This is a genomic window from Streptomyces sp. SCSIO 75703, from assembly GCF_036607905.1.
Taxonomy (GTDB): Bacteria; Actinomycetota; Actinomycetes; order Streptomycetales; family Streptomycetaceae; genus Streptomyces.
This window is the reverse complement of sequence record NZ_CP144555.1, coordinates 4208836-4234434: the sequence shown is the minus strand read 5'-3', so window position 1 is coordinate 4234434 and position 25599 is coordinate 4208836. Positions and strand designations below refer to the sequence as shown.

At 71.4% G+C, this 25599-nt stretch carries 24 protein-coding genes and 1 pseudogene; 13 read left to right on the top strand and 12 right to left on the bottom strand.

The window, feature by feature from the left end:
- Nucleotides 1–21 precede the first annotated feature (21 nt).
- From VM636_RS18655 to VM636_RS18640, 4 genes are all read left to right on the top strand, one after another.
- The gene (locus VM636_RS18655) at nt 22–783 is read left to right on the top strand and encodes a TIGR03089 family protein (protein WP_053914180.1); all 762 of its coding nucleotides are present in this window, start codon (nt 22–24) and stop codon (nt 781–783) included.
- 1052 nt (nt 784–1835) lie between these two features.
- Nucleotides 1836–2078 carry a hypothetical protein gene (locus tag VM636_RS18650; protein ID WP_338485183.1) on the top strand — a complete coding sequence of 81 codons (243 nt, stop codon included), beginning with the start codon at nt 1836–1838 and terminating at the stop codon, nt 2076–2078.
- 230 nt (nt 2079–2308) lie between these two features.
- Nucleotides 2309–4123 carry an LCP family protein gene (locus VM636_RS18645; protein WP_030422610.1) on the top strand — a complete coding sequence of 605 codons (1815 nt, stop codon included), beginning with the start codon at nt 2309–2311 and terminating at the stop codon, nt 4121–4123.
- Nucleotides 4124–4201: 78 nt separating this feature from the next.
- The gene (locus VM636_RS18640; protein ID WP_338485182.1) at nt 4202–5863 is read left to right on the top strand and encodes an LCP family protein; all 1662 of its coding nucleotides are present in this window, start codon (nt 4202–4204) and stop codon (nt 5861–5863) included.
- Nucleotides 5864–6034: 171 nt separating this feature from the next.
- Here VM636_RS18640 and VM636_RS18635 read toward each other — a convergent pair whose 3' ends face one another.
- Complete coding sequence (locus tag VM636_RS18635; protein ID WP_030422612.1) at nt 6035–7078, bottom strand: glycosyltransferase family 2 protein; 1044 nt, start codon at nt 7076–7078, stop codon at nt 6035–6037.
- Nucleotides 7079–7151: 73 nt separating this feature from the next.
- Between VM636_RS18635 and VM636_RS18630 the strand changes: the two genes are divergently transcribed.
- A complete protein-coding gene (locus VM636_RS18630) occupies nt 7152–8726 on the top strand; it encodes an LCP family protein (RefSeq protein ID WP_078856210.1) in 1575 nt (524 codons plus the stop codon).
- Between the two features lie 27 nt (nt 8727–8753).
- Here the strand turns inward: VM636_RS18630 and VM636_RS18625 are convergent, their stop codons facing one another.
- Nucleotides 8754–10013, bottom strand: coding sequence for an LCP family protein (locus tag VM636_RS18625; protein ID WP_199809447.1), 1260 nt, complete (start codon nt 10011–10013; stop codon nt 8754–8756).
- Nucleotides 10014–10132: 119 nt separating this feature from the next.
- On the opposite strand from VM636_RS18625, the gene VM636_RS18620 reads away from it, so the two are divergent.
- A complete protein-coding gene (locus VM636_RS18620; protein ID WP_053914178.1) occupies nt 10133–10699 on the top strand; it encodes an acyl-CoA thioesterase in 567 nt (188 codons plus the stop codon).
- Between the two features lie 73 nt (nt 10700–10772).
- Here the strand turns inward: VM636_RS18620 and VM636_RS18615 are convergent, their stop codons facing one another.
- Genes VM636_RS18615 through VM636_RS18605 form a run of 3 tightly spaced genes read right to left on the bottom strand, consistent with a single transcriptional unit; the run spans nt 10773 to nt 12377 of the window.
- The gene (locus tag VM636_RS18615; protein ID WP_053914177.1) at nt 10773–11621 is read right to left on the bottom strand and encodes a helix-turn-helix transcriptional regulator; all 849 of its coding nucleotides are present in this window, start codon (nt 11619–11621) and stop codon (nt 10773–10775) included.
- Nucleotides 11622–11635: 14 nt separating this feature from the next.
- Nucleotides 11636–12151 carry a DUF6879 family protein gene (locus VM636_RS18610; RefSeq protein ID WP_030422617.1) on the bottom strand — a complete coding sequence of 172 codons (516 nt, stop codon included), beginning with the start codon at nt 12149–12151 and terminating at the stop codon, nt 11636–11638.
- Complete coding sequence (locus VM636_RS18605) at nt 12123–12377, bottom strand: hypothetical protein (RefSeq protein ID WP_053914176.1); 255 nt, start codon at nt 12375–12377, stop codon at nt 12123–12125. Before VM636_RS18605 ends, VM636_RS18610 begins: the two co-directional genes overlap by 29 nt.
- Nucleotides 12378–12663: 286 nt before the next feature.
- Between VM636_RS18605 and VM636_RS18600 the strand changes: the two genes are divergently transcribed.
- The 5 genes from VM636_RS18600 to VM636_RS18580 all read left to right on the top strand — a co-directional run bounded on the left by VM636_RS18600 (nt 12664) and on the right by VM636_RS18580 (nt 16759).
- Nucleotides 12664–12825: a hypothetical protein gene (locus tag VM636_RS18600; RefSeq protein ID WP_234312781.1), complete on the top strand. Its 162-nt coding sequence runs from the start codon at nt 12664–12666 to the stop codon at nt 12823–12825.
- Between the two features lie 321 nt (nt 12826–13146).
- Nucleotides 13147–13641, top strand: a complete 495-nt coding sequence (locus VM636_RS18595) for a hypothetical protein (protein WP_053914175.1) — start codon at nt 13147–13149, stop codon at nt 13639–13641.
- A 975-nt stretch (nt 13642–14616) separates the two neighbouring features.
- The gene (locus tag VM636_RS18590) at nt 14617–15447 is read left to right on the top strand and encodes a helix-turn-helix transcriptional regulator (RefSeq protein WP_053914199.1); all 831 of its coding nucleotides are present in this window, start codon (nt 14617–14619) and stop codon (nt 15445–15447) included.
- Nucleotides 15448–15981: 534 nt separating this feature from the next.
- The gene (locus tag VM636_RS18585; protein WP_030423078.1) at nt 15982–16206 is read left to right on the top strand and encodes a hypothetical protein; all 225 of its coding nucleotides are present in this window, start codon (nt 15982–15984) and stop codon (nt 16204–16206) included.
- Between the two features lie 85 nt (nt 16207–16291).
- Nucleotides 16292–16759, top strand: coding sequence for a hypothetical protein (locus VM636_RS18580; protein WP_078962739.1), 468 nt, complete (start codon nt 16292–16294; stop codon nt 16757–16759).
- Between the two features lie 434 nt (nt 16760–17193).
- Here the strand turns inward: VM636_RS18580 and VM636_RS18575 are convergent.
- Together VM636_RS18575 and VM636_RS18570 are read right to left on the bottom strand one after the other, a co-directional pair.
- Nucleotides 17194–17286, bottom strand: a pseudogene (locus VM636_RS18575) (transposase family protein); the annotation flags it as partial.
- A 222-nt stretch (nt 17287–17508) separates the two neighbouring features.
- Nucleotides 17509–18681 carry an acyl-CoA dehydrogenase family protein gene (locus tag VM636_RS18570; protein WP_030423077.1) on the bottom strand — a complete coding sequence of 391 codons (1173 nt, stop codon included), beginning with the start codon at nt 18679–18681 and terminating at the stop codon, nt 17509–17511.
- A gap of 187 nt (nt 18682–18868) precedes the next feature.
- On the opposite strand from VM636_RS18570, the gene VM636_RS18565 reads away from it, so the two are divergent.
- Nucleotides 18869–20212, top strand: coding sequence for a UDP-glucose/GDP-mannose dehydrogenase family protein (locus VM636_RS18565; RefSeq protein ID WP_030423076.1), 1344 nt, complete (start codon nt 18869–18871; stop codon nt 20210–20212).
- A 112-nt stretch (nt 20213–20324) separates the two neighbouring features.
- Here VM636_RS18565 and VM636_RS18560 read toward each other — a convergent pair whose 3' ends face one another.
- The gene (locus VM636_RS18560; protein ID WP_030423075.1) at nt 20325–20831 is read right to left on the bottom strand and encodes a CGNR zinc finger domain-containing protein; all 507 of its coding nucleotides are present in this window, start codon (nt 20829–20831) and stop codon (nt 20325–20327) included.
- 125 nt (nt 20832–20956) lie between these two features.
- Here VM636_RS18560 and VM636_RS18555 point away from each other — a divergent pair, with 125 nt between their 5' ends.
- Complete coding sequence (locus tag VM636_RS18555; RefSeq protein WP_053914173.1) at nt 20957–21316, top strand: VOC family protein; 360 nt, start codon at nt 20957–20959, stop codon at nt 21314–21316.
- Nucleotides 21317–21353: 37 nt separating this feature from the next.
- On the opposite strand, the gene VM636_RS18550 is transcribed toward VM636_RS18555, so the two are convergent.
- The 4 genes from VM636_RS18550 to VM636_RS18535 all read right to left on the bottom strand — a co-directional run bounded on the left by VM636_RS18550 (nt 21354) and on the right by VM636_RS18535 (nt 25536).
- On the bottom strand, nt 21354–22586 hold the full coding sequence (locus VM636_RS18550) for a dipeptidase (protein ID WP_053914172.1): 1233 nt from the start codon (nt 22584–22586) through the stop codon (nt 21354–21356).
- 108 nt (nt 22587–22694) lie between these two features.
- The gene (locus tag VM636_RS18545; RefSeq protein WP_053914171.1) at nt 22695–23873 is read right to left on the bottom strand and encodes a dipeptidase; all 1179 of its coding nucleotides are present in this window, start codon (nt 23871–23873) and stop codon (nt 22695–22697) included.
- 5 nt (nt 23874–23878) lie between these two features.
- Nucleotides 23879–24400, bottom strand: coding sequence for a 5-(carboxyamino)imidazole ribonucleotide mutase (gene purE / locus VM636_RS18540; RefSeq protein ID WP_078856270.1), 522 nt, complete (start codon nt 24398–24400; stop codon nt 23879–23881).
- Nucleotides 24397–25536 carry a 5-(carboxyamino)imidazole ribonucleotide synthase gene (locus VM636_RS18535; RefSeq protein ID WP_078856269.1) on the bottom strand — a complete coding sequence of 380 codons (1140 nt, stop codon included), beginning with the start codon at nt 25534–25536 and terminating at the stop codon, nt 24397–24399. The genes purE and VM636_RS18535 overlap by 4 nt, the downstream gene beginning before the upstream one ends.
- Nucleotides 25537–25599: the final 63 nt, after the last annotated feature.

Here is a 25599-nt window from a genome sequence, read left to right as displayed (position 1 = left end):
GCGGCGCGTACGCTTGCCCGGGTGAACGCGACCGACCGCACCCCTGCCGACCTGCTGAGTTCCGCGCTCGCCGCGGACCCGGGACGCCCCCTGGTGACCTTCTACGACGACGCCACCGGCGAACGCGTCGAACTTTCCGTGGCCACCTTCGCCAATTGGGTGGCGAAGACCGCCAACCTCCTTCAGGACGAACTCTCCGTCGAACCCGGTGACCGGGTCGCGCTGCTGCTGCCCGCGCACTGGCAGACGGCGGTGTGGCTGCTGGCGTGCGCCTCGGTGGGCGTGGTCGCCGACATGGCGGGCGAGCCGGCCGCGGCCGACGTGGTGGTGAGCGGACCCGATCCGGAGTCCCTGGAGGCGGCACGGGCCTGCCGGGGCGCGCGGATCGCGCTGGCGCTGCGCCCGTTGGGAGGCCGGTTCCCCGAGGTTCCGGAGGGGTTCGCGGACTACGCGGTGGAGGTGCCGGGGCAGGGCGACCGCTTCGCGCCGTACGCGCCGGTGGACCCGGACGAGCCCGCGCTCATCGTGGCCGGACGGGAGTTCAGCGGCGCCGAGGTGGTGGAGCGGGCGCGGGCGGAGGCGTCCGAGATGGGCCTGATCGGGCCGGGCACGCGCATCCTGTCGGGGCTCGCGTACGACACCTGGGAGGGGCTGAACGCCGGGCTGTACGGGCCGCTGGCGACCGGGGGCTCGGTGGTGCTCTGCCGGCATCTGGAGCTGGCCGGGCAGGAGACGCTGGATCAGCGGATCGAGACGGAACGGGTGTCGGCGACGGCACGCTGACCCGCCGCCGGGAGCGCGGCGGCCGGGCGGCCCACGGCCGCGGTCCCGGCCCCTCGTCGGCGCCGCGGCGCCGATGCCGTCGCCGCCGCCGTCGGCACGCGGTCGCGCCGTCGCGTTCCGGCGGGCGGGCGCCGCGCGCCGGGGCGGCTCTCCTCGGCAAAGCGCTTTGTCCTCGGCGGTATCGACCGCCATTGCGGAAGGCCCGCTCCCGCCTCCTCCGCAACGGCCCGCCCGGCCCCTTTGCGTGCTTCCGTCCGCACTCTCGCGCGATCTGCGCCAAATCCCCCCGAGTTCTTCTCGATTCCTTTTATTCGCAAGGGCGTTGATCGACCATGACAGAGCCCGGGACGCTCTACCCCGGGGTGCTCCCCCGCCGTGCCCGGACGGCGGCCCGCCCGGGGATTCCGTTCCCAGGGGCGGGCCGGACGGGTGCCCGGAGTGCCCGAACTCCCCCGGGGGGAACGGCCCCCCGCAGGTCGGTTCGTCACGGTGCCGAAGGGGCCCGCGACGTCTTCGCCGCGATTCCGCGAAAGCGCCCTCCAAAACCCCGCCAAGAAGAGCCGGACACCGCGGCCCTTACCCGAAAGACGGGGTGGAACAGCCGGTTGCGGAGGCCGTGGAACACGTCCCTGCCGACCTGCGGTGCCGACTCGGGCGGTTGATCTGAGCGATCCGGTGAGACCGCCCGAGGACCTCGGCCTGGAGCTGGGCCGGCTCGACATCAGGAACCTGCCCTTCACCACCGTGCCGGTGGCCGACAACCCGGAGGAGAAGGCCAAGGCGACGGTCGTGCTCAGCGAGGACTGCGCGGCCCAGGCCTTCCGCATGTTCCGTGACGACGTCTTCTTCACCGAGGCCGAGAGGAGGGGAAGGCGGAGCGGACCGACGCGGCGGCGGCCCGGCGGACGGGCCCCAGGTCCACGGCGCCCGAGGTCCGGGTCCGCGTCCTCGACGGCGGCGCCCCCGACGGCAGCGCGCGGAGGGAACTGCCGCACCTCCAGAAAGAGACCGGCGTCACACGGCCGGAGAACGCCGGCGACGCCCCGCGCGAGGTGGCGAGGACGACCCCCGCGTACGCCCCCGCCAGGGCCGCCAGGCCCGCCGGCGCCCTCGGCCTGTCCGGCTCGGCCGTGAAACCGGGCGGGAGCGTCGTCAACCTCCAGGGCCTGCCCACGATGACGCTCACCCTCGGCAAGGACTCCCCCGGCGCCGGGATCGGGCTCGACGCGCCCGCCGCGAAGGCGCCCGAGGGACTCCGGAAGTCGACGGCGGACAAGGTGGCGTGCGCGAAGTGACCTGACTGGACACCGACCGGGCGGAGATGCTCAGGAATATGAGCCAAATTGCCCTGTTGTAGGATCGTCGAATTTGTCACCTGTGTCGTTCGGCGCTGAACTTGGCGGATAGTGTGAGCGCTCCAGTGCCCGCGCCACGTGCTCCGTCCTGGCCGCGTGCACTTGCTGACACCTTTACCGTGCGCCTTCCGGGAAGGCGCCGCGTGGCCCCGTCGGAGGATTGGGAGACCGTGGACGCGCAAGGACGTGGGCGGGCGGAGAACATCGACCCCGCAGACCAGTGGGTGCGGAATCCGCGTACGGGCGAATACGAATTGCGACTGCCCCCTTCCGCTCCGCGACCGGACGCCGGCTCCGCGCCGCACGCGGACGTCCCCCCGCCCCGGGGCGCCGCCCCGCACACCACCGGCTCCGCACGGGCTCCCGGGCCGTCCGCCGCGGACCGGTCCGCCCCCTCCGCCGACGCCGAGGACGCCGCGCCGCCCGCCCGCGCCGGCCGCTCCCGCACCGCCGCGCCCGGCCGTGAGGTGCCGCCGCAGCGGCGGCGCCGCTCCGCGCCCCCGGAACCGGCCCCCGGCCGGCGCGGACGCCGGCCCGCGAAGAAGCGGCGCGGCGGGAAGATCCTCCTGTGGACCGGCGGCACCACGGCCTTCGTCGTCCTCGCGGCCGGTGTCGGCGGCTACCTCTACCTCAAGCACCTCGAGGGCAACGTCTCGACGACGGACGTCGGCAACGCCGGCAGCAGCAACTTCAGCAAGGACGAGGCCTTCAACATCCTCATCATCGGCACCGACAAGCGCACCGGTGAGGGGAACGAGGGCTACGGCGACGCCGGCAGCGTCGGGCACGCCGACACCAACATCCTGCTGCACGTCGCCAAGGACCGCTCCAACGCGACCGCGCTCAGCATCCCCCGCGACATGATCGTCGACATCCCGGACTGCCCGACGAAGCAGGACGACGGCTCGACCCAGATCATCCCCGGCGAGACGGACGTCCGCTTCAACCGCAGCCTCGGCGAGAGCGGCCGGGACGCCGGCTGCGCCATGCGCACCGTCAAAGAGGCGACCGGCATCCCCGTCGACCACTTCATGATGGCCGACTTCAACGCGGTCAAGACGCTGACCACGGCCGTCGGCGGCGTGGAGGTCTGCGTGGAGAAGGCCGTGGACGACAAGAAGTCCCGGCTCAAACTCCCCGCCGGCACGTCCAACGTCGCGGGCGAGGACGCCCTCGCCTTCGTCCGCACCCGGCACGCCTTCGGCAACGAGGGCGACCTGGACCGGATCAAGGTGCAGCAGCAGTTCCTCGGCTCGCTGATGCGGAAGATGGCCTCCGGCGACACCCTCACCAGCCCCACCAAGCTGGTGAAGCTGGCCGAGGCGGCGACCGACGCGCTGACGGTCGACGCGGCGATCGGCAACGTCGGCACGCTCAAGGACGTCGCCCTGGAACTGAAGAAGGTGCCGACGAAGAACATCACCTTCGCCACGGTGCCGGTGGACGACAACCCGGCGGAGAAGGTCAAGGCGACGGTCGTGATGAAGCCGGAGGCCGCCCAGGTCTTCGACATGATCATCAACGACATCTCCTTCACCGAGGTGAAGAAGCAGGAGAAGAAGGAGGCCGCCGCGGTCGCCGCCCGGCTGGAGGGCGCCAAGTCCGACCCCTCCGAGATCCGCGTCCGCATCCTCAACGGCGGGGCGGCCACCGGCAGCGCCCAGAAGGAACTGGCCTGGCTCCAGACCCAGGCCGGCGTCACCAAGTCCGAGAACGCCGGCAACGCGCCGAAGGAACTGGCGAAGACCACCCTGGAGTACGCCCCCGACCAGGCCGACCAGGCGCGCGCCCTCGCCGGTCTCCTCGGACTGTCCGGCTCGGCGATGAAGCCGGGCGAGAGCGTCACCAACTCCCAGGGCCTGCCCACGATGACGCTCACCCTCGGCAAGGACTTCAAGGGCGCCGGGGTCAAGCTCGACGCGGCCTCGGTGAAGACACCGGACTTGGACAAGTCCACCGCCGACAAGGCCCAGTGCGCGAAGTAACCCTGTGGGCCCCTCGTGCGTCTGACGTGACGTGCGGTGGGCCCGCACCGTGGTACGGGGTTGGGGAAGGACGCGTAAGTGACGCAGAGCAGTGTGCGGGAGCGGGACGCCCGGCAGGGTGTGTCCGGGGCTCCCGAGGACGAGGTCGCGCAGGACACCGAAGTTCCCGGTGACGGCGGTGACGGCGGTGACGGCGGCGACGGCGGCACGGGGGGCGGCGGGGGCGGGAAGGAGGCCGGCAAACGGCCGCGCCGCGGCCGGCGCGCGCTGCGCTGGACCGCCCTCACCCTCGCGGTGCTCATAGCCGGCACGGCCGGCGCCGGCTACCTGTACTACGAGCACCTCAACGGCAACATCAAGAAGGACACGCTCAACCTGGGCGACAAGAGGCTCGCCGACCCGACGCCGAACGCGGCCGGCCAGACCCCGCTGAACATCCTCGTCATCGGCTCGGACGCCCGGGACACCGAGGAGAACCAGCAACTGGGCGGCGCCCGCGAGACGTTCGGCTCCACGCCCCTCGCGGACGTGCAGATGCTGGTGCACGTGTCGGCCGACCGCAGCAACATGTCGGTGATCAGCATGCCGCGCGACACCCTCGTGCGGATCCCCAAGTGCACCGACCCTGAGGACGGCACCGTCTACCCGGCCAGCCAGGGCCGGGTGATGACCAACCAGAGCCTCGGCCACGGCGGCCCCGGCTGCACGGTCGCCACCTGGCAGGAGCTGACCGGCATCCGCATCGACCACTTCGTGATGGTCGACTTCGCCGGCGTGGTCGCCATGGCCGACGCCGTCGGCGGCGTCCCGGTCTGCGTGGACGCCAACATCCACTCCCGCGACGCCAAAGGGCACGGCTCCGGCCTGAAGCTGGAGAAGGGCACCCACCCGGTCCGCGGCGAACAGGCCCTCCAGTGGCTGCGCACCCGCTACGGCTTCGAGGACGGCAGCGACCTGGCCCGCGCCAAGGCGCAGCACATGTACCTCAACTCGATGGTCCGCGAACTGCGCGAGAACGCCACGCTGAGCAGCCCCGGCAAGCTGCGCCGGCTGGCCGAGCAGGCCACCGACGCCCTCACCGTCGACCCGGGCCTCGACACCGTGAAGAAGCTGTACGACCTGAGCAACGAGATGCGCAAGGTGGAACCCGAGCGCATCACCATGACCACGATGCCCAACCGGTACGTGGGCGCCCGGGTGGAGCCGACCCAGGACGCCGAGCAGCTCTTCCGGCTGGTGCGCGAGGACATCGCGCTGGACGGCAAGGACGCGCCGAAGGAGCCGGACGCCGCCCCCGAGGCGACGCCCTCCGAGGACCCGCCCGCCGCCGACGACCGGATCTCCGTGCAGGTCCGCAACGGCACCCGCACCGAGGACCGCGCGGCGGTCGGCGGGCGCGCGAGCGCCGTGGCGGCGCTGCTGGTGGAGAAGGGCTTCGGCCGGGCCCTCGCCGACTCCTCCCCGCTGCCCGGAGAGGAGCGGACCGTCGTGCGCTACCCGAGCGCCGAACTGGAGGGCGACGCCCGGCGGGTCGCCGAGGTCCTCGGCCTCCCGCAGAGCGCCGTCCTGCGCTCGACCGAGGTGTCGGGCGTCACGCTCGTCGTCGGCGCGGACTGGCGGGAGGGGACCTCGTACGAGGCGCCGCCGAAGGACGACACGACGCCGGAGTCGGCCGAGGCCCTCAACGGTGCCGACGAGAGCGCCTGTATGCGGGTGAACCCGGCTTTCACCTGGGAGTGAGGATGAGGCGGCCGGACCCGCGCGGGGGCGGGCCGGCGCGTCGCGGCCCGCACGGGGAACGGTGCGGGACACCCGGGTCCGCGGGGCCGGCGGGGCCGGGGACCGGGAACGCGGGCCCCCGGGCCGGGCCCGGGAACCGCGGGTCTGCCGGGCCGCGCCGCGGCCGGCGGGTCAGCGGGTCTGGGCGTCGGCGTCCGGCCGCACGGCGGGGCGCCGGCTCGCGATCACCTTGCGCGCCAGCGACCGGGGGCTGGTCAGGAAACCCCAGCCCCACGACATGTGCATGGTCGCCAGCGCCACCGGTATCCGCGCCCGCGCCTTCAGGGGCAGCCCCTTGCCCGCCGGGAGCGAGCCGAGGGCGATCGCGGCGAGGTAGCCGCCGGGTACGACGAAGCCCCACGGGGTGAGCACGGCGCCCGCCACGAGACCGGCCGCGATGGCGCACACCGCGGCCGGCGGGGCGAGGTAGCGCAGGTTGATGGAGCCGGCGTGGTAGCGGGCGACGACGTGCCGCCAACGGCCGTAGTCCTTGTACTGCCTGGCGAGCGCGCGCACCGAGGGGCGGGGCCGGTAGGAGACCTTCAGCTCGGGCGAGAACCAGATCAGGCCGCCGGACTCGCGGATGCGGAAGTTCAGCTCCCAGTCCTGGGCGCGGATGAACTCCTCGTTGTACCCGCCCAGGCGCTCCAGCGCCTCGCGGCGGAAGACCCCGAGGTAGACGGTCTCGGCCGGCCCGGCCCGCCCGCCGGTGTGGAAGGCCGCGTTGCCCACGCCGATCCGGGACGTCATCGCGGCGGCGACGGCGTCCTCCCAGGCGTTCTCGCCCTCGGCGTGCATGATGCCGCCCACGTTCTGCGCGCCGGTCTCCTCCAGGAGCCGTACGGCGGTGGCGATGTAGTCCGGCGACAGCATGCCGTGACCGTCCACCCGGACGACGACCGGGTGGCGGGACGCCTTGATGGCGGCGTTCAGCGCGGCGGGCGTACGGCCGGTGGGGTTGGGCACGGTGTGCACGCGCGGGTCCTCGCGGACCAGCTCGGCCGCGATCTCGTCCGTGCGGTCCGCGGAGGGACCGAGGGCGATCACGACCTCCATCTCGCCGGCGTACTCCTGGGCGAGGATGGCGCGGACGGCGCCGCGCAGATGCCGCTCCTCGTTGAGGACGGGCATGATCACGGAAACGGCGGGCAGCCGCACGTCGGACTTGGCGTTCATCGGTGCTCACGTTACCGCGAACGGGGGACACGGGTGCGCGCCGCGGGGGCCACAGCGCCGGGCAGCAGATCGTATGGGCCTACGGTTTTCGGACGTCCCACGTCCGGACCGGCGTCCCGACCTCGCGGAGGTGCCTCCTTTGCCCACGCCGCCCCGTCCCCCCAGGGTTCCGGCAGCGCCCCCACCGGGCGGCCCCCCGCCCCGGCGGGGCCGTACCGGCCCGTCGCGCCGGCCGGCCGGTACCGCCGTACGGCGCAAGCGGCCGCGGTGGGCCGTGCGGGTGGCCACCGCCTTGTCGGTGGTGCTGCTCGCCTCCGCGGGCATCGGTCACGCGGTGCTGTCGGGGCTGGACGCGGACATCGCCCGGGTGGACGCCTTCAAGGACATGAAGAACCGGCCGCGCGGCGGCCACGGCACCAACCTCCTGCTGGTCGGCACCGACGGCCGCGACAAGATCACCGAGGAGGAGCGGCGCGCGTACCGGCTCGGCGGCGCCCCCTGCCACTGCACCGACACGATCATGCTGGTGCACATCTCGGAGGACCGGGAGCGGGCCAGCGTGGTCAGCCTGCCGCGCGACTCGTACGCCGAGACGCCGCCGCACACCGACGAGACCACCGGCGAGCGGCACTCCGGGCACCCGATCAAGCTCAACGCGGCCTACGCGGAGGGCGGCCCGCAGCTCACCATCCGGACCGTCGAGCACATGACGCGGGTGCGGATCGACCACTACCTGGAGGTCGACTTCACCAGCTTCATGAAGACCGTGGACGTCATCGGCGGGGTGGAGATCTGCACCGCCCAGCCGCTCAAGGACAGCTACACCGGCCTCGACCTGGCCGCCGGCACCCACCTGCTCAAGGGCGGGCCGGCGCTCCAGTACGTCCGCTCCCGGCACCTGGACGGGGCGTCCGACCTGAGCCGGATGACGCGCCAGCAGCGTTTCCTGGCGGCCCTGGTCGACCGGGCGACCTCCTCCGGCATCCTGCTCAACCCACTGAAGTTCCGGGAGATCACCCAGGCCGTCCTGGGCTCGGTGCGGGCGGACCGCGGCTTCGGCACCGACGAACTGCTCGCCCTGGGGCGGGCGATGCGGAACTTCTCGCCGTCCTCCTCGGAGTTCACCACCGTGCCGATCGGGAAGATGGGCCACACCGTCGAGGGCGTCGGGTCGACCCTGAAGTGGGACCCCGCCGCCTCGGAGCGGATCTTCGCGGCGCTGCGCGAGGACAAGCCGCTCGCCCCGCACCGCGCGGCGCCGGCCCCGTCGGCCGTGCCGGTCCCGGTGGACCCGCGGGAGATCCGGGTCCAGGTCGAGAACGGCACCGCGACCTCCGGGCTCGGCAAGCGCGTGGACGACGCCCTGGCCGCGACCGGCTTCGCCACCACGCGGGCTCCGGTGAACGCCGCGGACCGCACCGCGCGGCGGACGGTGGTCGCCTACGACCCCCGCTGGGACCGCTCGGCGAAGTCCCTGGCCGCCGCCCTGCCCGGCAGTGAGCTGCGGCCGGTCGAGGGACAGGGCGCCACGCTCAAGGTGATCGCGGGCGCGGACTTCGAGGAGGTCCGCAAGGTGCGGCCGGCCGAACCGCGGCAGGAGTCCGGGACGGTGGTGCGCGGCGACGAGGTGGTCTGCGGCAAGGGATGACGGAAGCGGCCGGGGCGGGCCGCCGGTTCAGTTGCCGGTGACGGTGACCTTCTCGTCGTTCCTCAACTGGTCCACCAGCGTCTTCACCTTGGCGGAGTCCCAGGTGAGGTTGCCGCCGGCGCTGCCGGAGACCGGCATGTTCAGCGACGTGCCGTCGCCGCCGCTGACGCCCTTCATCGCCCAGAACATCCCGGCCAGGTCGAACAGGCTCATGTCCTTGTCGACGATGAGGGAGTCGAGGCCGGCGCCCATGGTCGGGTAGAGCCGGAAGGGGTTCAGGACCGTGGCGGGCGTGGCCACCTGGCTCGCCAGCGCGGCCAGGAACTTCTGCTGGTTCTTCGTGCGGTCCAGGTCGGAGCCGGCCAGCGCGTAGCGGGTGCGGACGAAGGCCAGCGCCTGCTGCCCGTCGAGGGTCTGCCTGCCCTTCTTCAGGTCGGCGCCGGACTTCGTGTCCTTGATGTCCTGCGGGATGTCCATCTCCACGCCGCCGACCGCGTCCACGATGTTGGCGAAGCCGGCGAAGCCGATCTCGACGTAGTGGTCGATCCGCAGCCCGGTGTTGAACTCGACGGTCCGCACGAGCAGTTCGGGCCCGTCCTCGGCGTAGGCGGCGTTCAGCTTCACGTGCCGGCCGGTGCCCGGGTAGGTCTTGCCGGAGTCGGAGCCGACGAAGCTCGGGATCTCCACGTTCGAGTCGCGGGGCAGCGAGACCAGCGTCGACCCGTTGCCACCGGTGTGCAGGATCATCATCGAGTCGGTGCGCTTGCCCTCGGCGGAGCCGGTGTGCAGGTGCTTCTTCTGCTCGTCGGTCATGCCCTCGCGGCTGTCGGAGCCGACGATCAGGTAGTTGGTGCCCTTGCCCGCCTCCGGCCGCTCGATGACCTTGGAGAGGTCGACCTCGCGGTTGAGCTTGGAGTCGGCCCAGAAGTAGGTGCCCACCGTTGTGACGAGCAACACGGTCACCACCGTGATCGCCGTCCGCTTGACGCGGCGGCGCCAGTCGGGCGCGGGGCGTCCGGCGCCGGGCGCGGGTCCGTGCGGACCGCCGCCGGACCCGCCGTAGACCCGGCCGGTGTTGTACCCGCTGTCGTAGCCGTCCCGGCCGCCGTGGCCCGCGCCGTCGACGTACGACGGCTGCCGCGGCACCCCGCCGGCCTGCGGCGGGGCCGCCTGGCCGCGGCGGACCTGCCGCATCACGCGGGCGTTCTCGGGCCGCGGGCTCGCGCTGCCGCGTCCGTAACGGCTGCCGCGGTCGTCACCGGACCATCCCTCGGGCCATTCGCTCATGCGGACCAGTGTGCAGTGGGCGGCCGGGCCGCTGACAGGGGCGGTGGGGTTCCGGGGCTCCGCTGTTGCGAAGCTGACACAAACCGTCCGGCGCGCCGGACCGGCATAAGGTGGAGGCCATGACAGACCAGGCAGACCCGGCCTCCGCCGAGCATGCGGCGGTTCCGGAGATCCCGGGCAAGCCGACCTCGGCCTCCCGTACCACCCTCAGCCACATCATGACGCACAACGACACCAACCTCCTGGGGACGGTGCACGGCGGCGTGATCATGAAGCTCGTCGACGACGCCGCCGGTGCCGTGGCCGGACGGCACTCCGGCGGCCCCGCCGTCACCGCGTCCATGGACGAGATGGCCTTCCTCGAACCGGTCCGCGTCGGCGACCTCGTCCATGTGAAGGCCCAGGTCAACTGGACCGGCCGCACCTCCATGGAGGTCGGCGTCCGGGTCCTGGCCGAACGCTGGAACGAGTCCGCCCCGGCCACCCAGGTCGGCTCGGCCTACCTGGTCTTCGCCGCGGTCGACGCCGACGGCAAGCCCCGCTCGGTCCCGCCGGTCCTGCCCGAGACCGACCGCGACCGGCGCCGCTACCAGGAGGCCCAGATCCGCCGCACCCACCGCCTGGCCCGCCGCCGCGCCATCATGGAGCTGCGCCGGACCCGGGCCGCGGAGGGCTACGAGGACTGACCCTCCGGGGGCCGCGACCGGGTGCTTTCCCGGCATTCCCCTGGATCATCACGTGAGGTGTCTGCGTTGCTGGTCAGCCCAGGGACGCCACCGCGTCCGCGATAAGGGAACGGGCCGCCGCTCCTCGCGCCGCCCCCTGCGAGAGACGTTCAAAGGCTCGGGTGTACAGCTCGACCTGACTGGGCTGTGCGAGCGTGGAGGCGGCGTCGAGGGTGTCGGCGTGCACTCTTCTGTCGTCGAAGACCGTGAAGGTGGGCATGGGCCATACGGCCCGTCGCTCTGAGAACGGGACGATGCCCACGGCGACGTTGTGGAGGTCCATGACCCCGAGCAGGTGGCCGAGCTGCGCCGCCATGGTCTCGGAACTGCACAGCCGGTACCGCAATACCGACTCCTCCAGTACGAAGGAGAATCGGCGTCCGCCCTTTTTCAGCACTTCGTTGCGCCTCATGCGGGCTGCCACTGCGTCGCTCACGTCGTCGGGCGTTCCTCGGAAATCGGCGATGGAGGTCAGCAGGGCGGAGGCGTACCCCGGTGTCTGAAGGAAGCCGGGGATCACGTCGGATACGTAGACGCGGAAGGTCCTGGTTTGTTGGTAGAGGTCGCCGGTGCTCTCTTGGAGTCTCCGGAGGCCGGTCCGCTGGAGTCGCTTCCACTCCACGTGTGCTTCGGCGGACTGCCGGTTGGCCGCGATCAGGTCGGGGGCCTGGTCCTCGGCGGCGCAGGCCCGGCACCACGCCCGGATATCGGCATCGGACGGCGGCGTCTTGGCGTTCTCGATCCGGGACGACTTCGACTCGGACCAGCCGCAACTGACGGCCAGCTCCCGCCCGCTGATTCCCGCGTCTTTCCGGATCTCGCGCAGACGGTTGGCCAGGGCTTGGCGGGCCTTCTGTATGCGTGAAGAGGGGTGTGGGGGCATGGAGCCGGCTTTCGTCAGACCTTGTACTGGTGGTGCGGGATCGCTCGCTCCCAGACCGTTTCGAATGCGGTGGAGCACAGCTTCACGGTTTCCGGGTCTGCCGTGATCTCATCCTCCACCACCGCGCCGTCACCTGAGAAGTGGTGGACCCGGAGCAGCGCGTCATCGAACAACCAGAAGTCGTTGCCGGGCAGGGGAACGGTCGTGGCTTGTCGCCGGGGCAGCCAGCGGACCCGCTCGCCTGCTGTGACGTTGGCGTGAGTGACGTAGTGCTCCCAGCGGATGTACTCCGACACCGGCTCGGAGATCACCCGCGCCCTTCGGATCACCACGCCCCTGGCGACGGTGTCAGCGATCAACTGGTCGTAGGGGTGCCACCAGGACTGGCGGTCCTCCCAGTTGATCCGCTCCCCACGCTTCCATGCCTCGAACCGGTCCGTGGCGGCGTAGGCGTCACGCAACTCCAGGTGGACGGCGGACCGCTCGCACCGGCCAAGCAGCTCAGCGAAGCCGGGCACGCTCGACGGCATCGCATGCCTCCCTGATCATCGGAATCATCCGGGCCGGAAGCCTGACGATGGCCTCGCTGTCGGGTACCGGACCGTTCGCGGGGCTGCTTCCTTCGCAGTCCGCCTGAGCCTCGGGGGTCGGCTTCCACCCCTGCAACAAGATCTCCTGTGCTTCCGCGTCCGCCCACACGGTGAGGCAGTGGTCCCGGTCGGTGTCGGGGTCGATCCCAACGAACTCCACGGCCACGGCAGGCTCCCTGATTTAGGTACTTGCTCGGGCTTGCACCAGCATCCTCAACCTGCGAAGAGAGCGTCAATACCGCAATGAGTCACGTGAATTGACGTGCAAGCTCGTGCAAGTTCGTGGAGCCCGATCATCTCCGCTTCCTACGGTCACGACATCGACGCGGAATCGATCGGAAGGCCAGCATGGTGGGCGGGATGAAGTCGGCAGACGGAGCCGGGGAGTTCGCGGCGTGCGTACTCACAGGGGTGTCGGTACGAGTGAGCCGAGAACTCATCCGGGTGAGCCGGTGGAGCTTCCGCTGACCGTGGACCGTGAACCCACCCCTGTGCCGGGCTGCGCCGGATGCGAGGAACTGGCCAACGCGCGAGACCGCGCGCGGGTGGTTGGCGACATGACCACGGTGTCGGACTGCAACGTCTTCCTGCGGCGGCATCCGGAGGGCCACTGATGGTCACGGCCCGGGACATCGGGGCCCTCGTCACGGATGCGTGGGGCAGGGTCGGAGTCCTGCGTGACGTGATCCCGGACTTCGAGGACCCCGCCGACCCGCCGCAGGAACGCCGGAAGCGCCCGACGGCGTTTCTGTGGCCGGAGTCCGGGGGCGCGGAATGGCTGGTCCCGCCGGATTCCGTCCGGCGGGTCGAGAAGTCTCCGGTGCGTCCGTCGTCCCCGTGACGGCCCACCGGCCTGTCCCACCCCGGTAGCGGAAACCTTGGACAGTCGGGCTACCGGGGTGGGCTGTGCCATGCCACAACAGGGAGGAACCCACATGCACGACGTACGCGCATTACTCACCCCTGCCGCGTTCGGGGGTGTGGTCGCAACCGTTGTCGACAACAACCCCGGCATGCAGAAGGCTACGGCCGAGCGGATCGTGGTGGAAGCGCTCAAGTTCATGGACACGGCGGCGCAGTTCCCCACCGTCACAATCACGCCGTCCAACGTGGTGGACGAGGGGTGGCACGCCCTGATCCTGCATACGAACCTGTACAAGAAGCTGTGCCGGCGTCTGGGGCGGTTCGTGCATCACTGGCCCGAGCGTCCCGACGCGGCGCGTCACGACGAGCACGCGCTCACGCGTACGGTGGCCATCATCGAGCAGGCCGGGCACACCGTGGACAGTGAACTGTGGACGGGCCCGGCCAAGGCCCTGGTGCCGGTGGCGGCCAACTGCTCCCACACCCCCAAGCCTGGCGGCTGCGGCCCGATCAATCCGGGCAAGTGCGCTTCGCACTGCTCGGGCGACGGAGATGGCGATGGCTAGGCCGGCCACGTGCGGACGGAAGGCGGAAGTGTGGACGCTGAGCAGGCCCGGCAAGTCGATGCCGTGCTGAGGCGGTTGGGAATCCCCGGTGTGGTCGCACTCGAGAACCCGGAGAACACGGCAGGCCCCTGGCGCGTGTACGACCCGGCCACGCGCCGGGACGTCACGGCTGACGCGCTGGCATCCCTGGCCGCCAAATTCCCTGAGGAGAAACCGGGACCAGGGCCGATGCGGGGATTCGTCATTCCCCCCACGGACGAGTGACCACATGCGACGCTGACCGACAAACGAACGCCCCTGCCGCAAATGGCAGGGGCGTTCTTTGGCGGCGCCGCATCCAGAACACGACCCCGGAGCCGAAGGACCAACGGGTCAACCGTCGGCGCAAGCAGCGCGGGCGGCAGACCAGGCTTTCCCCAGCATGACGTCTGGGGACGGTCCTGAACCCTGTTACGGAAGGTTTCTGGCCATGACGATGCGCTGGACCTGGTTGGTGCCCTCGTAGATCTGGGTGCTTTACAGGCCATACGGCGCTGACCTGCACGGACACCCCTCTTGGCTGAGCCCTGCCCAGCATTTCCCCATGATCGTCAGGAGTCTGCCCAGGTCGGCGCGGTACTGGCGGCAGCCTCCCCGACCGGTCGGAGGGGCGGCAGACTCCGGGGAGGTTACGCGGTTTCCCGTTCCGTCAACCGTGATCGCTTGACCCGCGCGCCCTGGCCTCGGGAGCATCAACCCAGATGCGGGGTACTGGCAGCACGGGAGAGGGGAACCCAGACCATGAAGGTCACCAAGCTGGTCAGCACGTGCGACATCAAAGACTGCCCGACGATCTACGCGACGGATCGCGGCACGCTCTTGATCCATGGGCTCGGAAGTCCTGCCACCGGATCGAGTGACGGAATTCTCCGGACACCGTGACGTGGCACTCTCCCACGCCGAACCGTTCACGGATTGGTGGGCCAAGTACAGGGCGTGAACAGAGGACATCTTGGGGCAGCGCTGCGGGCCCTGCGAGTGGCATCCGGTAAGGAAGCCAAAGCGGTGGCCCGCAGCGCCCTCATGTCTCCGTCCAAGCTGTCCAAGATCGAAAATGCGAAGCTCGCGGCAAATGCGACTGACGTGGAGCGCATCCTGACCGCCATCGGCGTCTCGGATGAGGTCAAGGCGGAGTACGCCGAGGCCGCCCGCGCGTCGGCCACGGAAGCGACGGCATGGCGACTTCTGAAGCGCATCGGGGTCCACAAGGGCCAACAAGCGGCCAAGGCGCTTGAGGCGCAGATGTCCATGCTCCGGCTGTTCCAACCGGCCTTGGTGCCGGGGTTGCTTCAGACGCCGGAGTACATCCGGGCCATCCTCCAACGGCACGACCTCAGTGAGGACTCTCTCCAACGAACAATTAACGGCAGACTTGAACGGCAAGCGGTCCTCTACGACAACACCAAGAGGCTGCGGCTCATCATCACCGAACCAGTCCTACGGTGGCGCATTATCCCGCCACAGATGATGGCGGCTCGGCTCGACCGCATCGTTTCCATTTCCCGCCTGCCCCATGTGGACATCCGAATAGTCCCGCTGGGGATTCAGCAGCGCGACATCGCGAATCATGCTTTCGTCATTCGTGATGACCGGATGGTCACGATAGAGACAGTCCATGCCGAGGTAGTCGCCACAGACCCGAGGGATGTAGGGCTCTACGTCGATAAATTCGAAGGCTTCGAACGAGCGGCCCTGTCCGGAGATGCAATGCGGTGCCTGACCGAAGCCATCCGGGACGACTTTTTGCGAGAACAGGAAACAGGCTAGAGCCGCTTCTTCGGCGCAGTCCAAAATGACGCCATGGAGAGCGAAGAGAGAACTTCCGGTCCTGAGACCCCAGCCAGGTTGGGGACGTGTCTGACGGAGCCACTCAGCGAGCCGTATGCCAGGCCTGGTTGCTCTGGCTGTCTGTCCTTGTCGGTGGCCCGCGAGAACGCCCGCTCCACGGGGGACCACAGCGCTGTTTCTGACGCCAACGTGAGGCTGCGTAAGCACCACGCAGAGGCGCACACGTCATGAGCAAGGGAACAGGCGCAAACCTCTTCGCGGACCGGCCCCTGATGACCATGCGGGTCTCTCGCGACTCCGGCCAGACCTGGGGGCCGGAACGCGCCGTGTCCACCACGGATGACCTCCCGCCCCTCAGGACGTCCCAATGGCCTCCGTGTCAGTGCTGGCGCTGTGCTGGGCGCGGTAAGCGTTCTGGTCGTTGACGGATCTCTCCTCTCCCATGAACTCCCGCCCGGCATGGGCGGCGGCGGTCAGCCATGGCCGCGATCAGTTGAACAGGAAGGTGCAGTAATGCTGAACGGAACCGACCTGTACGCGCTCGACATCGACGGGGCCCCGTTCGTGAAGGCGTGCGGCGGCCCCTGCACCGAGGGGTGCGTGATCCTGGCCCAGATCGGCGAGAACGCCTGGGCCCTTGGTGACAGCAAGCGGCCGAATGCGGAGCCGCTGCGCTTCACCACGGAGGAACTGGACGCGGCCGGAATCGACCCGGCCCGCTTCGGCCTGAGCATCTGATCCTTCCCCTCCCGCCAGCCGGGCCCGGGTCCATCCCCGTCCCTGGGTCCGGGCCCGGCTGGTACTTCTCGAACGGGAACGACTCGTGCACCACCACGCGTATCTCTGGACCGGCCCGAAAGAGCGTTTTGACCAGGAAGCCCTACGGCGACCCCCGCACCCCGAGCCGCCCCCGGCCGGAAGCAGGCCTGAACTGATCCAGCGGTACCGGGAAGTGGCAGCCGAGTTCCCGACTGTCGATCTGCCGCCGCTGGAAACGGCGTACTGGCTCATCAAGCCCCGCTCCCTTGTCCGTGACACGTGTGATGAAGCGAAGGAAGCGGCGGCCTGGATCGGTGCGCGACTGGCCGAGTACGCGTCCCGGTTCGCACCGGAGAGGGACCGAGACACCACACGTCTGGCCCGGCTGGTGAACACTGCTGCCGAGCATCTGCGCTCGGGTGCTGATGTGTCGTACGGCTTCTACCTCGAACGCCCCTCGTATCTCTCCCTGGCCGTGGTGACGTGCTCACCGAATCGCTCAAAGCCTGAACTGGCGTGCCCTGTCAGGTAGTCCAAGCAACGAAACGGGCCCCGGTCATGCGGCCGGGGCACTCTGCATTGGTGAGAGCAGCGCCAGGAAGGTTCCGGCCGCTTTGGTTCTGGCGCAGGCTCCGGGGCCTGCTCCGGTTCCGGGCGGTAGGCGTCCAGGCGGACGACGATTGCGCGGTTCTGCTCACGCTCCGCGCTGGCCGGCCACGGCTCTGCGTGACGGTCAGTGCCCCGGTTCCGGTCACTCTTCGAACCGACCGGCTGGGGCGCAGAGTCACCGGAGGTGTCAACGCGGAGTGAGAAGGCGGTGGCCGGTCGGCCGGTCTTCCCCCGACCGCTCCACAGTCACGACGATTTCGGGCAGTGAGGCTTTTCCATCATCGGTCTGAGCCGGCCAGATGAAGGGTGAGGACGGCCTGGACGAGGCTGGTGGTCCGGGTGGTCGAGCACCGGAGCGACGCCGAATCCAGCCGCGAGCTGGGCATAGGTTGGTCCCACCCGCAGGTGGGCGAGTGCGAGGAGGGCCTGGCGCCCGGCGCCGACGACCCTACGGAGGCGTCAGAGGTTGCCTGATCGGCAAACGCCAACAGCCCCCGGCGTCACGCCGGGGGCTGCGTTGTTTGTGCAGGTCATTGGCCATTTCAGTCCGGCATCCGCCCAGGCTTCCCCCAGCATGACGCCCAGGAAGGGCCCTGGTCCGGCCGCAATGGACGGACAGCCCAGAATGCCCACGCGGACCCTCGAAACCGCCCCTGACCTGCATAAACCCTGCTACGGAAGGTTCCGGGCCATCACGATCCGCTGGACCTGGTTCGTGCCCTCATAAATCTGGGTGATCTTGGCGTCGCGCATCATGCGTTCCACCGGGTAGTCGCGGGTGTAGCCGTAGCCGCCGAGGAGCTGGACGGCGTCGGTGGTGACCTCCATGGCGACGTCCGAGGCGAAGCACTTGGCGGCGGCGCCCTGGAACGTGAGGTCCCCTTCTCCCCCTCCGGCGGCCACGCGCTCGGACTTGGCCGCGGCGGCGTAGGTGAGCTGGCGGGCGGCCTCGATCTTCATGGCCATGTCGGCCAGCATGAACTGCACGCCCTGGAAGTCGCCGATCGGCTTGCCGAACTGCTTGCGCTCGCGGACGTAGCCCTTGGCGTAGTCCAGGGCGCCCTGGGCGATGCCGAGGGCCTGGGCGGCGATGGTGATGCGGGTGTGGTCCAGCGTCTTCATCGCGGTGGCGAAGCCCGTGCCCTCCTCGCCGATCATGCGGTCGGCGGGGATGCGGACGTTGTCGAGGTAGACCTCGCGGGTCGGGGAGCCCTTGATGCCGAGCTTCTTCTCCGGGGCGCCGAAGGAGACGCCCGCGTCGCCCTTCTCCACGACGAAGGCGGAGATGCCCTTCGAGCGCTTCTCCGGGTCGGTGACCGCCATCACCGTGTAGTACTCGGACTCGCCGGCGTTGGTGATCCAGCGCTTGACGCCGTCGAGGACGTAGTGGTCGCCGTCGCGGACCGCCCTGGTCTTCATGCCGGCCGCGTCGGAGCCCGCGTCGGGCTCGGAGAGGCAGTACGAGAACATCGCGTCGCCCTTGGCGAGCGGGCCCAGGTAGCGCTTCTTGAGCTGCTCGGAGCCGGAGAGGACGACGGGGAGCGAGCCCAGCTTGTTCACCGCGGGGATCAGGGACGAGGACGCGCAGACGCGGGCGACCTCCTCGATGACGATCACCGTGGCGAGCGCGTCGGCGCCGCTGCCGCCGTACTCCTCGGGGACGTGCACGGCGTGCAGGTCGTTGGCGGTCAGGGCGTCGAGGGCCTCCCGCGGGAAGCGGGCCTCCTCGTCCACCGCGGCGGCGTACGGCGCGATCTTCGCCTCGGCCAGCGAGCGGACGGCGTCACGGAGCATGTCGTGCTCTTCGGACGGGCGGTACAGGTCGAAGTCAGCCGATCCGGCCAAGGTCTCTCACGCTCCAAAACGCAGTGATGCTGACGCTAACTACCGTTAAGTAACCCAAATTTTAGAGCCCCGCCGCCGTCCTGGATAGGTGAGCTTGACGACAGGGTGGCGCCGCCGGGCGCGGGGGCCTTCCGGGCCCCCGATATGCTCGGGCGCGCACGTCCGCCGTACACCGTCTGGAGCAGTCATGGCCCTCAAGATCACCGTGATCGGCACCGGCTACCTGGGCGCCACCCACGCGGCCGCCATGGCCGAGCTGGGCTTCGAGGTGCTGGGTCTGGACGTGGTGCCGGAGAAGATCGAGACGCTCCGGCGGGGCGAGGTCCCGATGTACGAACCGGGGCTGGAGGAGCTGCTGCGGCGGCACGTCGCCGGCCTCGACGGCTCCAGCGGCCGGCTCCGCTTCACCACGGACTTCGCCGAGGTGGCGGCCTTCGGGGACGTGCACTTCCTGTGCGTGAACACGCCGCAGAAGCACGGCGAGTACGCCTGCGACATGTCGTACGTGGAGTCGGCGCTCGCCTCCCTCGCCCCGCACCTGCACGGCCCCGCCCTGGTGGTGGGCAAGTCGACCGTGCCCGTCGGCTCGGCGGAGCGGCTGGCCGCCTACCTGGCCGAGCACGCCCCGGCCGGGGAGGACGCCGAGCTGGCCTGGAACCCGGAGTTCCTGCGCGAGGGCTTCGCCGTCGACGACACCCTGCACCCGGACCGGATCGTGGTCGGCGTGCGCGGCGAGCGGGCCGAGAAGGTGCTCCGCGAGGTGTACGCGGTGCCCGTCGCCGAGGGCTCGCCGTTCATCGTGACCGACTTCCCGACCGCCGAGCTGGTCAAGACGTCGGCCAACTCCTTCCTCGCCACCAAGATCTCCTTCATCAACGCGATGGCCGAGGTCTGCGAGGCGGCCGGCGGTGACGTGGCCAAGCTGGCCGAGGCCATCGGGCACGACGACCGGATCGGGAAGAAGTTCCTGCGGGCCGGCATCGGCTTCGGCGGGGGCTGCCTGCCCAAGGACATCCGGGCCTTCATGGCGCGCGCCGGCGAGCTGGGCGCGGACCAGGCGCTGACCTTCCTGCGCGAGATCGACTCGATCAACATGCGCCAGCGCGGCCAGATGGTCGAGCTGACCCGGCAGGCGCTGGGCGGCGGCCCCTTCCTGGGCAAGCGGGTCGCGGTGCTCGGCGCCACCTTCAAGCCCGACTCGGACGACGTCCGGGACTCGCCCGCGCTGAACGTCGCCGGGCAGATCCACCTCCAGGGCGGCCAGGTCACCGTCTACGACCCCAAGGGCATGGAGAACGCCCGCCGGATCTTCCCCACGCTCGGCTACGCGGACTCGGCGGTGGAGGCGGTGCGCGGCGCGGACGTCGTCCTGCACCTGACGGAGTGGCGGGAGTTCCGGGAGCTGGACCCCGCGGAACTGGGCCGGAACGTGGCGGCGCGGGTGCTGCTCGACGGGCGCAACGCGCTGGACCCCGAGGTCTGGCGGCGGGCCGGGTGGACGTACCGGGCGATGGGGCGGCCGACCGCCTGAGCGGCGCCGGGCGCGGCGGGACGCCGGTTCGGCCGAGGCTCAGTCGGCCGAACCGGCGCTCGTCGCATTCTGCACCACGGCGCGCCGTGCCGGACGGCGGACCCCGCGCGGCTCAGGTCTCCCGGGCCCGGTAGCGGCGCATCTTGGCGCGTGCCCCGCACACCGCCATCGAGCACCAGCGCCCGCGTCCGGCGGGGCTGCGGTCGTAGTACGCCCAGTGGCAGTCGGCGGCCTCGCACGCCTTGAGCCGGGTCCAGGTGCCCGCGACCAGCGCCTCCGCGACGGCCGCGGCGATCCGGGCGGTCAGGGGGCGGCCGTCGGCCGGCGCGAGGGCGGCCGAGCCGTCCGCGTCGTCGACCGTCACCAGCAGCGGCGCCTCGGCCAGCAGCGCGCCGAGCGGGGTGACCGGCGCGTGCGGCGGGTGGCCGGCGTGGGCGAGCAGGGCGGCCCGCAGCGATTCGCGCAGCACGCGCGCGTGCGGTGTCTCCCGCTCGGTCAGTGCGAAGGGAGCGCGGCCCTCGGGGGTGTCCAGCGAGTCGGCGCCCGTCTCGAGGTCCAGCGTGTTCACCAGGGACTCGACCAGGGCCAGCCCTCCCGGTGCGGGCGATTTCCCACTCATGGTTGCGACGTTACCCCCGATACGGCAACATACGGTAACCGTTACCGGTTACCGGCGTTCATCGGTAACCGCCCTGGTTGCCGGTGCCTGTCGGGCAACCGGCCCCGTCTCCCGAGGAGGACGTCATGGCCGTCGCCGAACTGGGTGCCGTCGTGCTGGACTGTCGCGCCCCCCGTGCCCTGGCCGGCTTCTACGCCGGTCTGCTCGGCGGGACCGTCGAGGGCGAGGGCGACTGGATCGACCTGCGGCTGCCCGGCGGGCGCGTGCTGTCCTTCCAGGCCGCCCCCGGGCACGTCCCGCCGGTCTGGCCCGCGCCCGACCGGTCGCAGCAGGCCCACCTCGACCTGACGGTGACCGATCTGGACGCCTCGGAGCGGGCCGCGCTGGAGCTGGGCGCCACACCGCTGGACACGGAGGACCGCACGCGCGCCTTCCGCGTCTACGCCGACCCCGCGGGGCACCCGTTCTGCCTCTGCGCCTGCTGAGCGACGTCAGCGGCGCCGGGCGCCTCCCGGGGCCGCGTCACCGGCCTTCGTCCACCGCTCCCCCGGTGGGTCCCGCCTCCCCTCGGCCGTCCAGGTCCGCCCGGGTCGCCGCGGAGGGCTCGCGACGCTGCCGGGCGGCTCGGGCGGCGAAGGTGACGGCGCGCAGCACGCGCTGGGCGTTGCCCCAGGTCAGCAGGGCGATGTCGGCCTCGGGCCAGTCGCGGCGGAGCAGTTCGGCGACGAGGCGCGGGTAGCCGCTGGGGTCGCCCAGCTCCAGGGGGTGGGCGGTGCCGGTGTCGTAGGTGCCGGAGAGGCCGACGGCGTGCCGGCCGGCCACCGCGCGGACGTGGTCGAGGTGGTCGGCGACGTCGCTCACGGTCGGGCCGGTCTGCTCGGCGGCCAGCGGCACCATGCACAGGCCCCCGGCCGCGCCGAGGCGTGCCAGGAGGTCGTCGGGGAGGTTGTCCGGGTGCGCGCGCAGGGCCCCGGCGGCGGAGCGGGTGCACAGGACCGGGGCGCGGGAGACGTCGAGGGTGCGGTGGGCGGTCGGGGCGGAGGCCCCGGAGAGGTCGGCGGCGACGCCGAGCCGGTTCATCTCGCGCACGGTCTCCTCGCCGAAGCGGGTCAGCCCGGCCTCCCCCGCCCAGTCCGCCCCGGTCAGCGTGAGCACGCGCAGCCCGAGGGCGTGCAGGGAGCGCAGGACGGAGAGGCTGTCGGCGAGGGCGGTGGCCCGGACGGGCCCCGGCACCACGGCGACGCGGCCCCGGTTGCGGGCGTCGGCGATCTGCCCGGCGTCGTGGGCCAGGGCGAGGCCGTCGGGGTGACCGCGGACGACGGCGCCGATCAGGTCGAGCTGTTCGAGCGCGGCGGCGACGGCCCCCTCGCCGCGCACGCCGCCGGGCTGGTGCAGGGCCCAGAACTGGGCGCCCACCAGGCCCTCGCGGAGCCGGGGCACGTCGGCCTCGACGCCGCTCTCGCCGAGTTCCAGGTCGTAGGCGTACCAGCGGAGCCGTTCGAGGGCCCGCAGCAGTCCGCCGCAGCCGTCGGCGACCGGGTGGGCGCGCAGCACGGCGCGGGCCCGGGCCGCGAGGTCGTCCTCACCGGCGGGGGCCGGGGCGGTGCCGGGTCCCGCGCCGGGGTCCGGGGCGTGTCCGGCGCAGGCGCTGGGTATCGGCGGGCAGGGCTCGGGCGGGTGGATCTCCGCGGACGACGGTACGGGCATCCCACCGGCCCCGGTGCGGATGTGCAGGTCGTCCTGGAGATCTGCCATGGCGGGCTCCGTCCCGTCGTCGTGCGTTTCGGTCACCGTCGCACGACGGGGCGGGGCCTTCCCGGTGGGTGGGGCGTTCGGTGTACGCGCGCCCCACCCGCGCCGGCGTCAGCCGTCCAGCTCCGCGAGGGTCGCGTGGGACGGGCCGCGGGTGGCCCGCAGCTCGCGGGAGACGTCCTCGGCGGCGCCCAGCACGCGGACCGCGTTCTGCCAGGTCACCTTGGCCAGGTCGGCGCGCGACCAGCCCCGGTCGAGGAGTTCGGCGATCAGGTTCGGGTAGCCCGAGACGTCGCCGAGCCCGTCCGGGAGGAAGGGCGTGCCGTCGTAGTCGCCGCCGACGCCGATGTGGTCGACGCCGGCGACCTCGCGCATGTGGTCGAGGTGGTCGGCGACGGTGGCGACCGTGGCGACGGGACGCGGGGAGCGCTCCTCGAAGGCGTGGTGCACGGCCATCGCCTCGGGTCCGGAGTCGAGCGGGTGGAAGCCGTGCGCGCGCATGTTCTCGTCGGCGGCGGCCGTCCAGTCCACGGCCGCCTGGAGCACGAACTTCGGCACGAAGGTCACCATCGCCAGGCCGCCGTTGGCGGGCAGCCGCTCCAGCACGTCGTCGGGGACGTTGCGGGGGTGGTCGCAGACGGCCCGCGCGGAGGAGTGGGAGAAGATCACCGGCGCCGCGGAGGTGTCCAGCGCGTCCCGCATGGTCGTGGCGGCGACGTGGGAGAGGTCGACGAGCATGCCCTCGCGGTTCATCTCGCGCACGACCTCGCGGCCGAAGGCGGACAGGCCGCCCACGCCGGGCGCGTCGGTCGCGGAGTCGGCCCACGAGACGTTGTCGTTGTGGGTGAGGGTCATGTAGCGCACGCCGAGCGCGTACAGGGCGCGCAGGGCGGCGAGCGACTCGTCGATGCAGTGGCCGCCCTCGGCGCCCATGAGGGAGGCGATACGGCCCTCGGCGCGCGCGGCCTCCATGTCGGCGGCGGTCAGCGCGGCCCGCAGGTCCCGGGGGTGCCGCTCCAGGAGCTGCCGTACGCAGTCGATCTGCTCCAGCGTGGCCGTCACCGCGCCGGGCAGGTCGGAGCGGACGTACACCGACCAGAACTGGGCGCCGACGCCGCCGGCCCGCAGCCGGGGGATGTCGGTGTGCAGGTGGGCGGACTGGTCGGCGGCGATGTCACGGGCGTCGAGGTCGTAGCGGACCTGTTCGCGCAGCGCCCAGGGGAGGTCGTTGTGGCCGTCGACGACGGGGAACTCGCGCAGCAGTTCCCGGGCCCGGTCCAGCGCGGTCACCGGCGTCACTTCCCGAATCCGAAGCCGCCGCTGCCCTCGGCCTTGGAGCGCAGCCGCTTGCCCTTCTCGGTGGCCTGGTCGTTGAGGTCCTGCTGGAACTCGCGCATCCGGGCGAGCAGCTCCTCGTCGTGGGCGGCGAGCATCCGCGCGGCCAGCAGCCCGGCGTTGCGGGCGCCGCCGACGGAGACGGTGGCGACGGGGACGCCGGCCGGCATCTGCACGATGGACAGCAGGGAGTCCATGCCGTCGAGGTACTTCAGCGGCACGGGCACGCCGATGACGGGCAGCGGGGTGACCGAGGCGAGCATGCCGGGCAGGTGGGCGGCGCCCCCGGCCCCGGCGATGATCGCCTTCAGTCCGCGTCCGGCGGCCTGCTCGCCGTACGCGATCATCTCGTGCGGCATGCGGTGCGCGGAGACGACGTCGACCTCGTAGGCCACCTCGAACTCGTCGAGGGCCTTGGCGGCGGCCTCCATGACGGGCCAGTCGGAGTCCGACCCCATGACGATGCCTACGACCGGGCTCATTCGGTGATCGTCCCTCTCAGGTAGCCGGCAGCGTGACGGGCGCGCTCCAGCACGTCGTCCAGGTCGTCGCCGTAGGTGTTGACGTGGCCGACCTTGCGGCCGGGCTTCACGTCCTTGCCGTACATGTGGATCTTGAGCTGGGGGTCGCGGGCCATGCAGTGCAGGTACGCGGAGTACATGTCCGGGTAGTCGCCGCCGAGGACGTTGACCATGACCGTCCAGGGGGCGCGCGGACGCGGGTCGCCGAGCGGCAGGTCGAGGACGGCGCGGACGTGGTTCGCGAACTGGCTGGTGATCGCGCCGTCCATGGTCCAGTGGCCGGAGTTGTGCGGGCGCATCGCCAGTTCGTTGACAAGGACGCGGCCGTCGCGGGTCTCGAACAGCTCGACGGCGAGGTGGCCGACGACGCCCAGCTCCTTGGCGATGCGCAGCGCCATCTCCTCGGCGCGCAGCGCCCGCTCCTCGTCGAGGGCGGGGGCGGGCGCGATCACGGTGTCGCAGACGCCGTCGACCTGCCGGGACTCGACGACCGGGTAGGCGACGGCCTGGCCGTGCGGCGAGCGGACGACGTTGGCCGCCAGCTCGCGGACGAAGTCGACCTTCTCCTCGGCGAGGACGGGCACCCCGGCGCGGAAGGGCTCGGCGGCCTCCTCCGCGCTGTCGACGACCCAGACGCCCTTGCCGTCGTAGCCGCCGCGGACGGTCTTGAGGACGACCGGGAAGCCGTCGCCCTCGGCGGCGAAGGCCGCCACGTCCCGCGGGTCGGAGACGATCCGGTGCCGCGGGCAGGGCACACCGATCCCGGCCAGCCTCTCGCGCATCACGCCCTTGTCCTGGGCGTGCACCAGCGCGTCCGGGCCGGGGCGCACGGGGATGCCGTCCGCCTCCAGCGCCCGTAGATGCTCGGTCGGTACGTGTTCGTGATCGAAGGTGATCACGTCGCAGCCCCTCGCGAAATCGCGCAGCGTGTCCAGGTCGCGATAGTCGCCGACGACGACTTCGTGCACGACCTGTGCCGCGGAATCCTGAGGGGTGTCACTGAGGAGCTTGAACCTGATGCCCAACGGGATGCCCGCTTCGTGTGTCATACGCGCGAGCTGGCCCCCGCCGACCATGCCGACTACCGGGAACGTCACACCCCTAGCGTATCGGCCACGGCGGGGCGGCCGGTTTTCCGCCCTCCCCGCGCGCTCCCCCGT

Coding starts and splice junctions, on each gene's coding strand:
- VM636_RS18635 (WP_030422612.1), bottom strand. CDS start 7,078: ATGAACGCCAAGTCCGACGTGCGGCTGCCCGCCGTTTCCGTGATCATG.
- VM636_RS18630 (WP_078856210.1), top strand. CDS start 7,152: ATGGGCCTACGGTTTTCGGACGTCCCACGTCCGGACCGGCGTCCCGAC.
- VM636_RS18625 (WP_199809447.1), bottom strand. CDS start 10,013: ATGAGCGAATGGCCCGAGGGATGGTCCGGTGACGACCGCGGCAGCCGT.
- VM636_RS18620 (WP_053914178.1), top strand. CDS start 10,133: ATGACAGACCAGGCAGACCCGGCCTCCGCCGAGCATGCGGCGGTTCCG.
- VM636_RS18615 (WP_053914177.1), bottom strand. CDS start 11,621: ATGCCCCCACACCCCTCTTCACGCATACAGAAGGCCCGCCAAGCCCTG.
- VM636_RS18610 (WP_030422617.1), bottom strand. CDS start 12,151: ATGCCGTCGAGCGTGCCCGGCTTCGCTGAGCTGCTTGGCCGGTGCGAG.
- VM636_RS18595 (WP_053914175.1), top strand. CDS start 13,147: ATGCACGACGTACGCGCATTACTCACCCCTGCCGCGTTCGGGGGTGTG.
- VM636_RS18585 (WP_030423078.1), top strand. CDS start 15,982: ATGCTGAACGGAACCGACCTGTACGCGCTCGACATCGACGGGGCCCCG.
- VM636_RS18565 (WP_030423076.1), top strand. CDS start 18,869: ATGGCCCTCAAGATCACCGTGATCGGCACCGGCTACCTGGGCGCCACC.
- VM636_RS18560 (WP_030423075.1), bottom strand. CDS start 20,831: ATGAGTGGGAAATCGCCCGCACCGGGAGGGCTGGCCCTGGTCGAGTCC.
- VM636_RS18555 (WP_053914173.1), top strand. CDS start 20,957: ATGGCCGTCGCCGAACTGGGTGCCGTCGTGCTGGACTGTCGCGCCCCC.
- VM636_RS18550 (WP_053914172.1), bottom strand. CDS start 22,586: ATGGCAGATCTCCAGGACGACCTGCACATCCGCACCGGGGCCGGTGGG.
- purE (WP_078856270.1), bottom strand. CDS start 24,400: ATGAGCCCGGTCGTAGGCATCGTCATGGGGTCGGACTCCGACTGGCCC.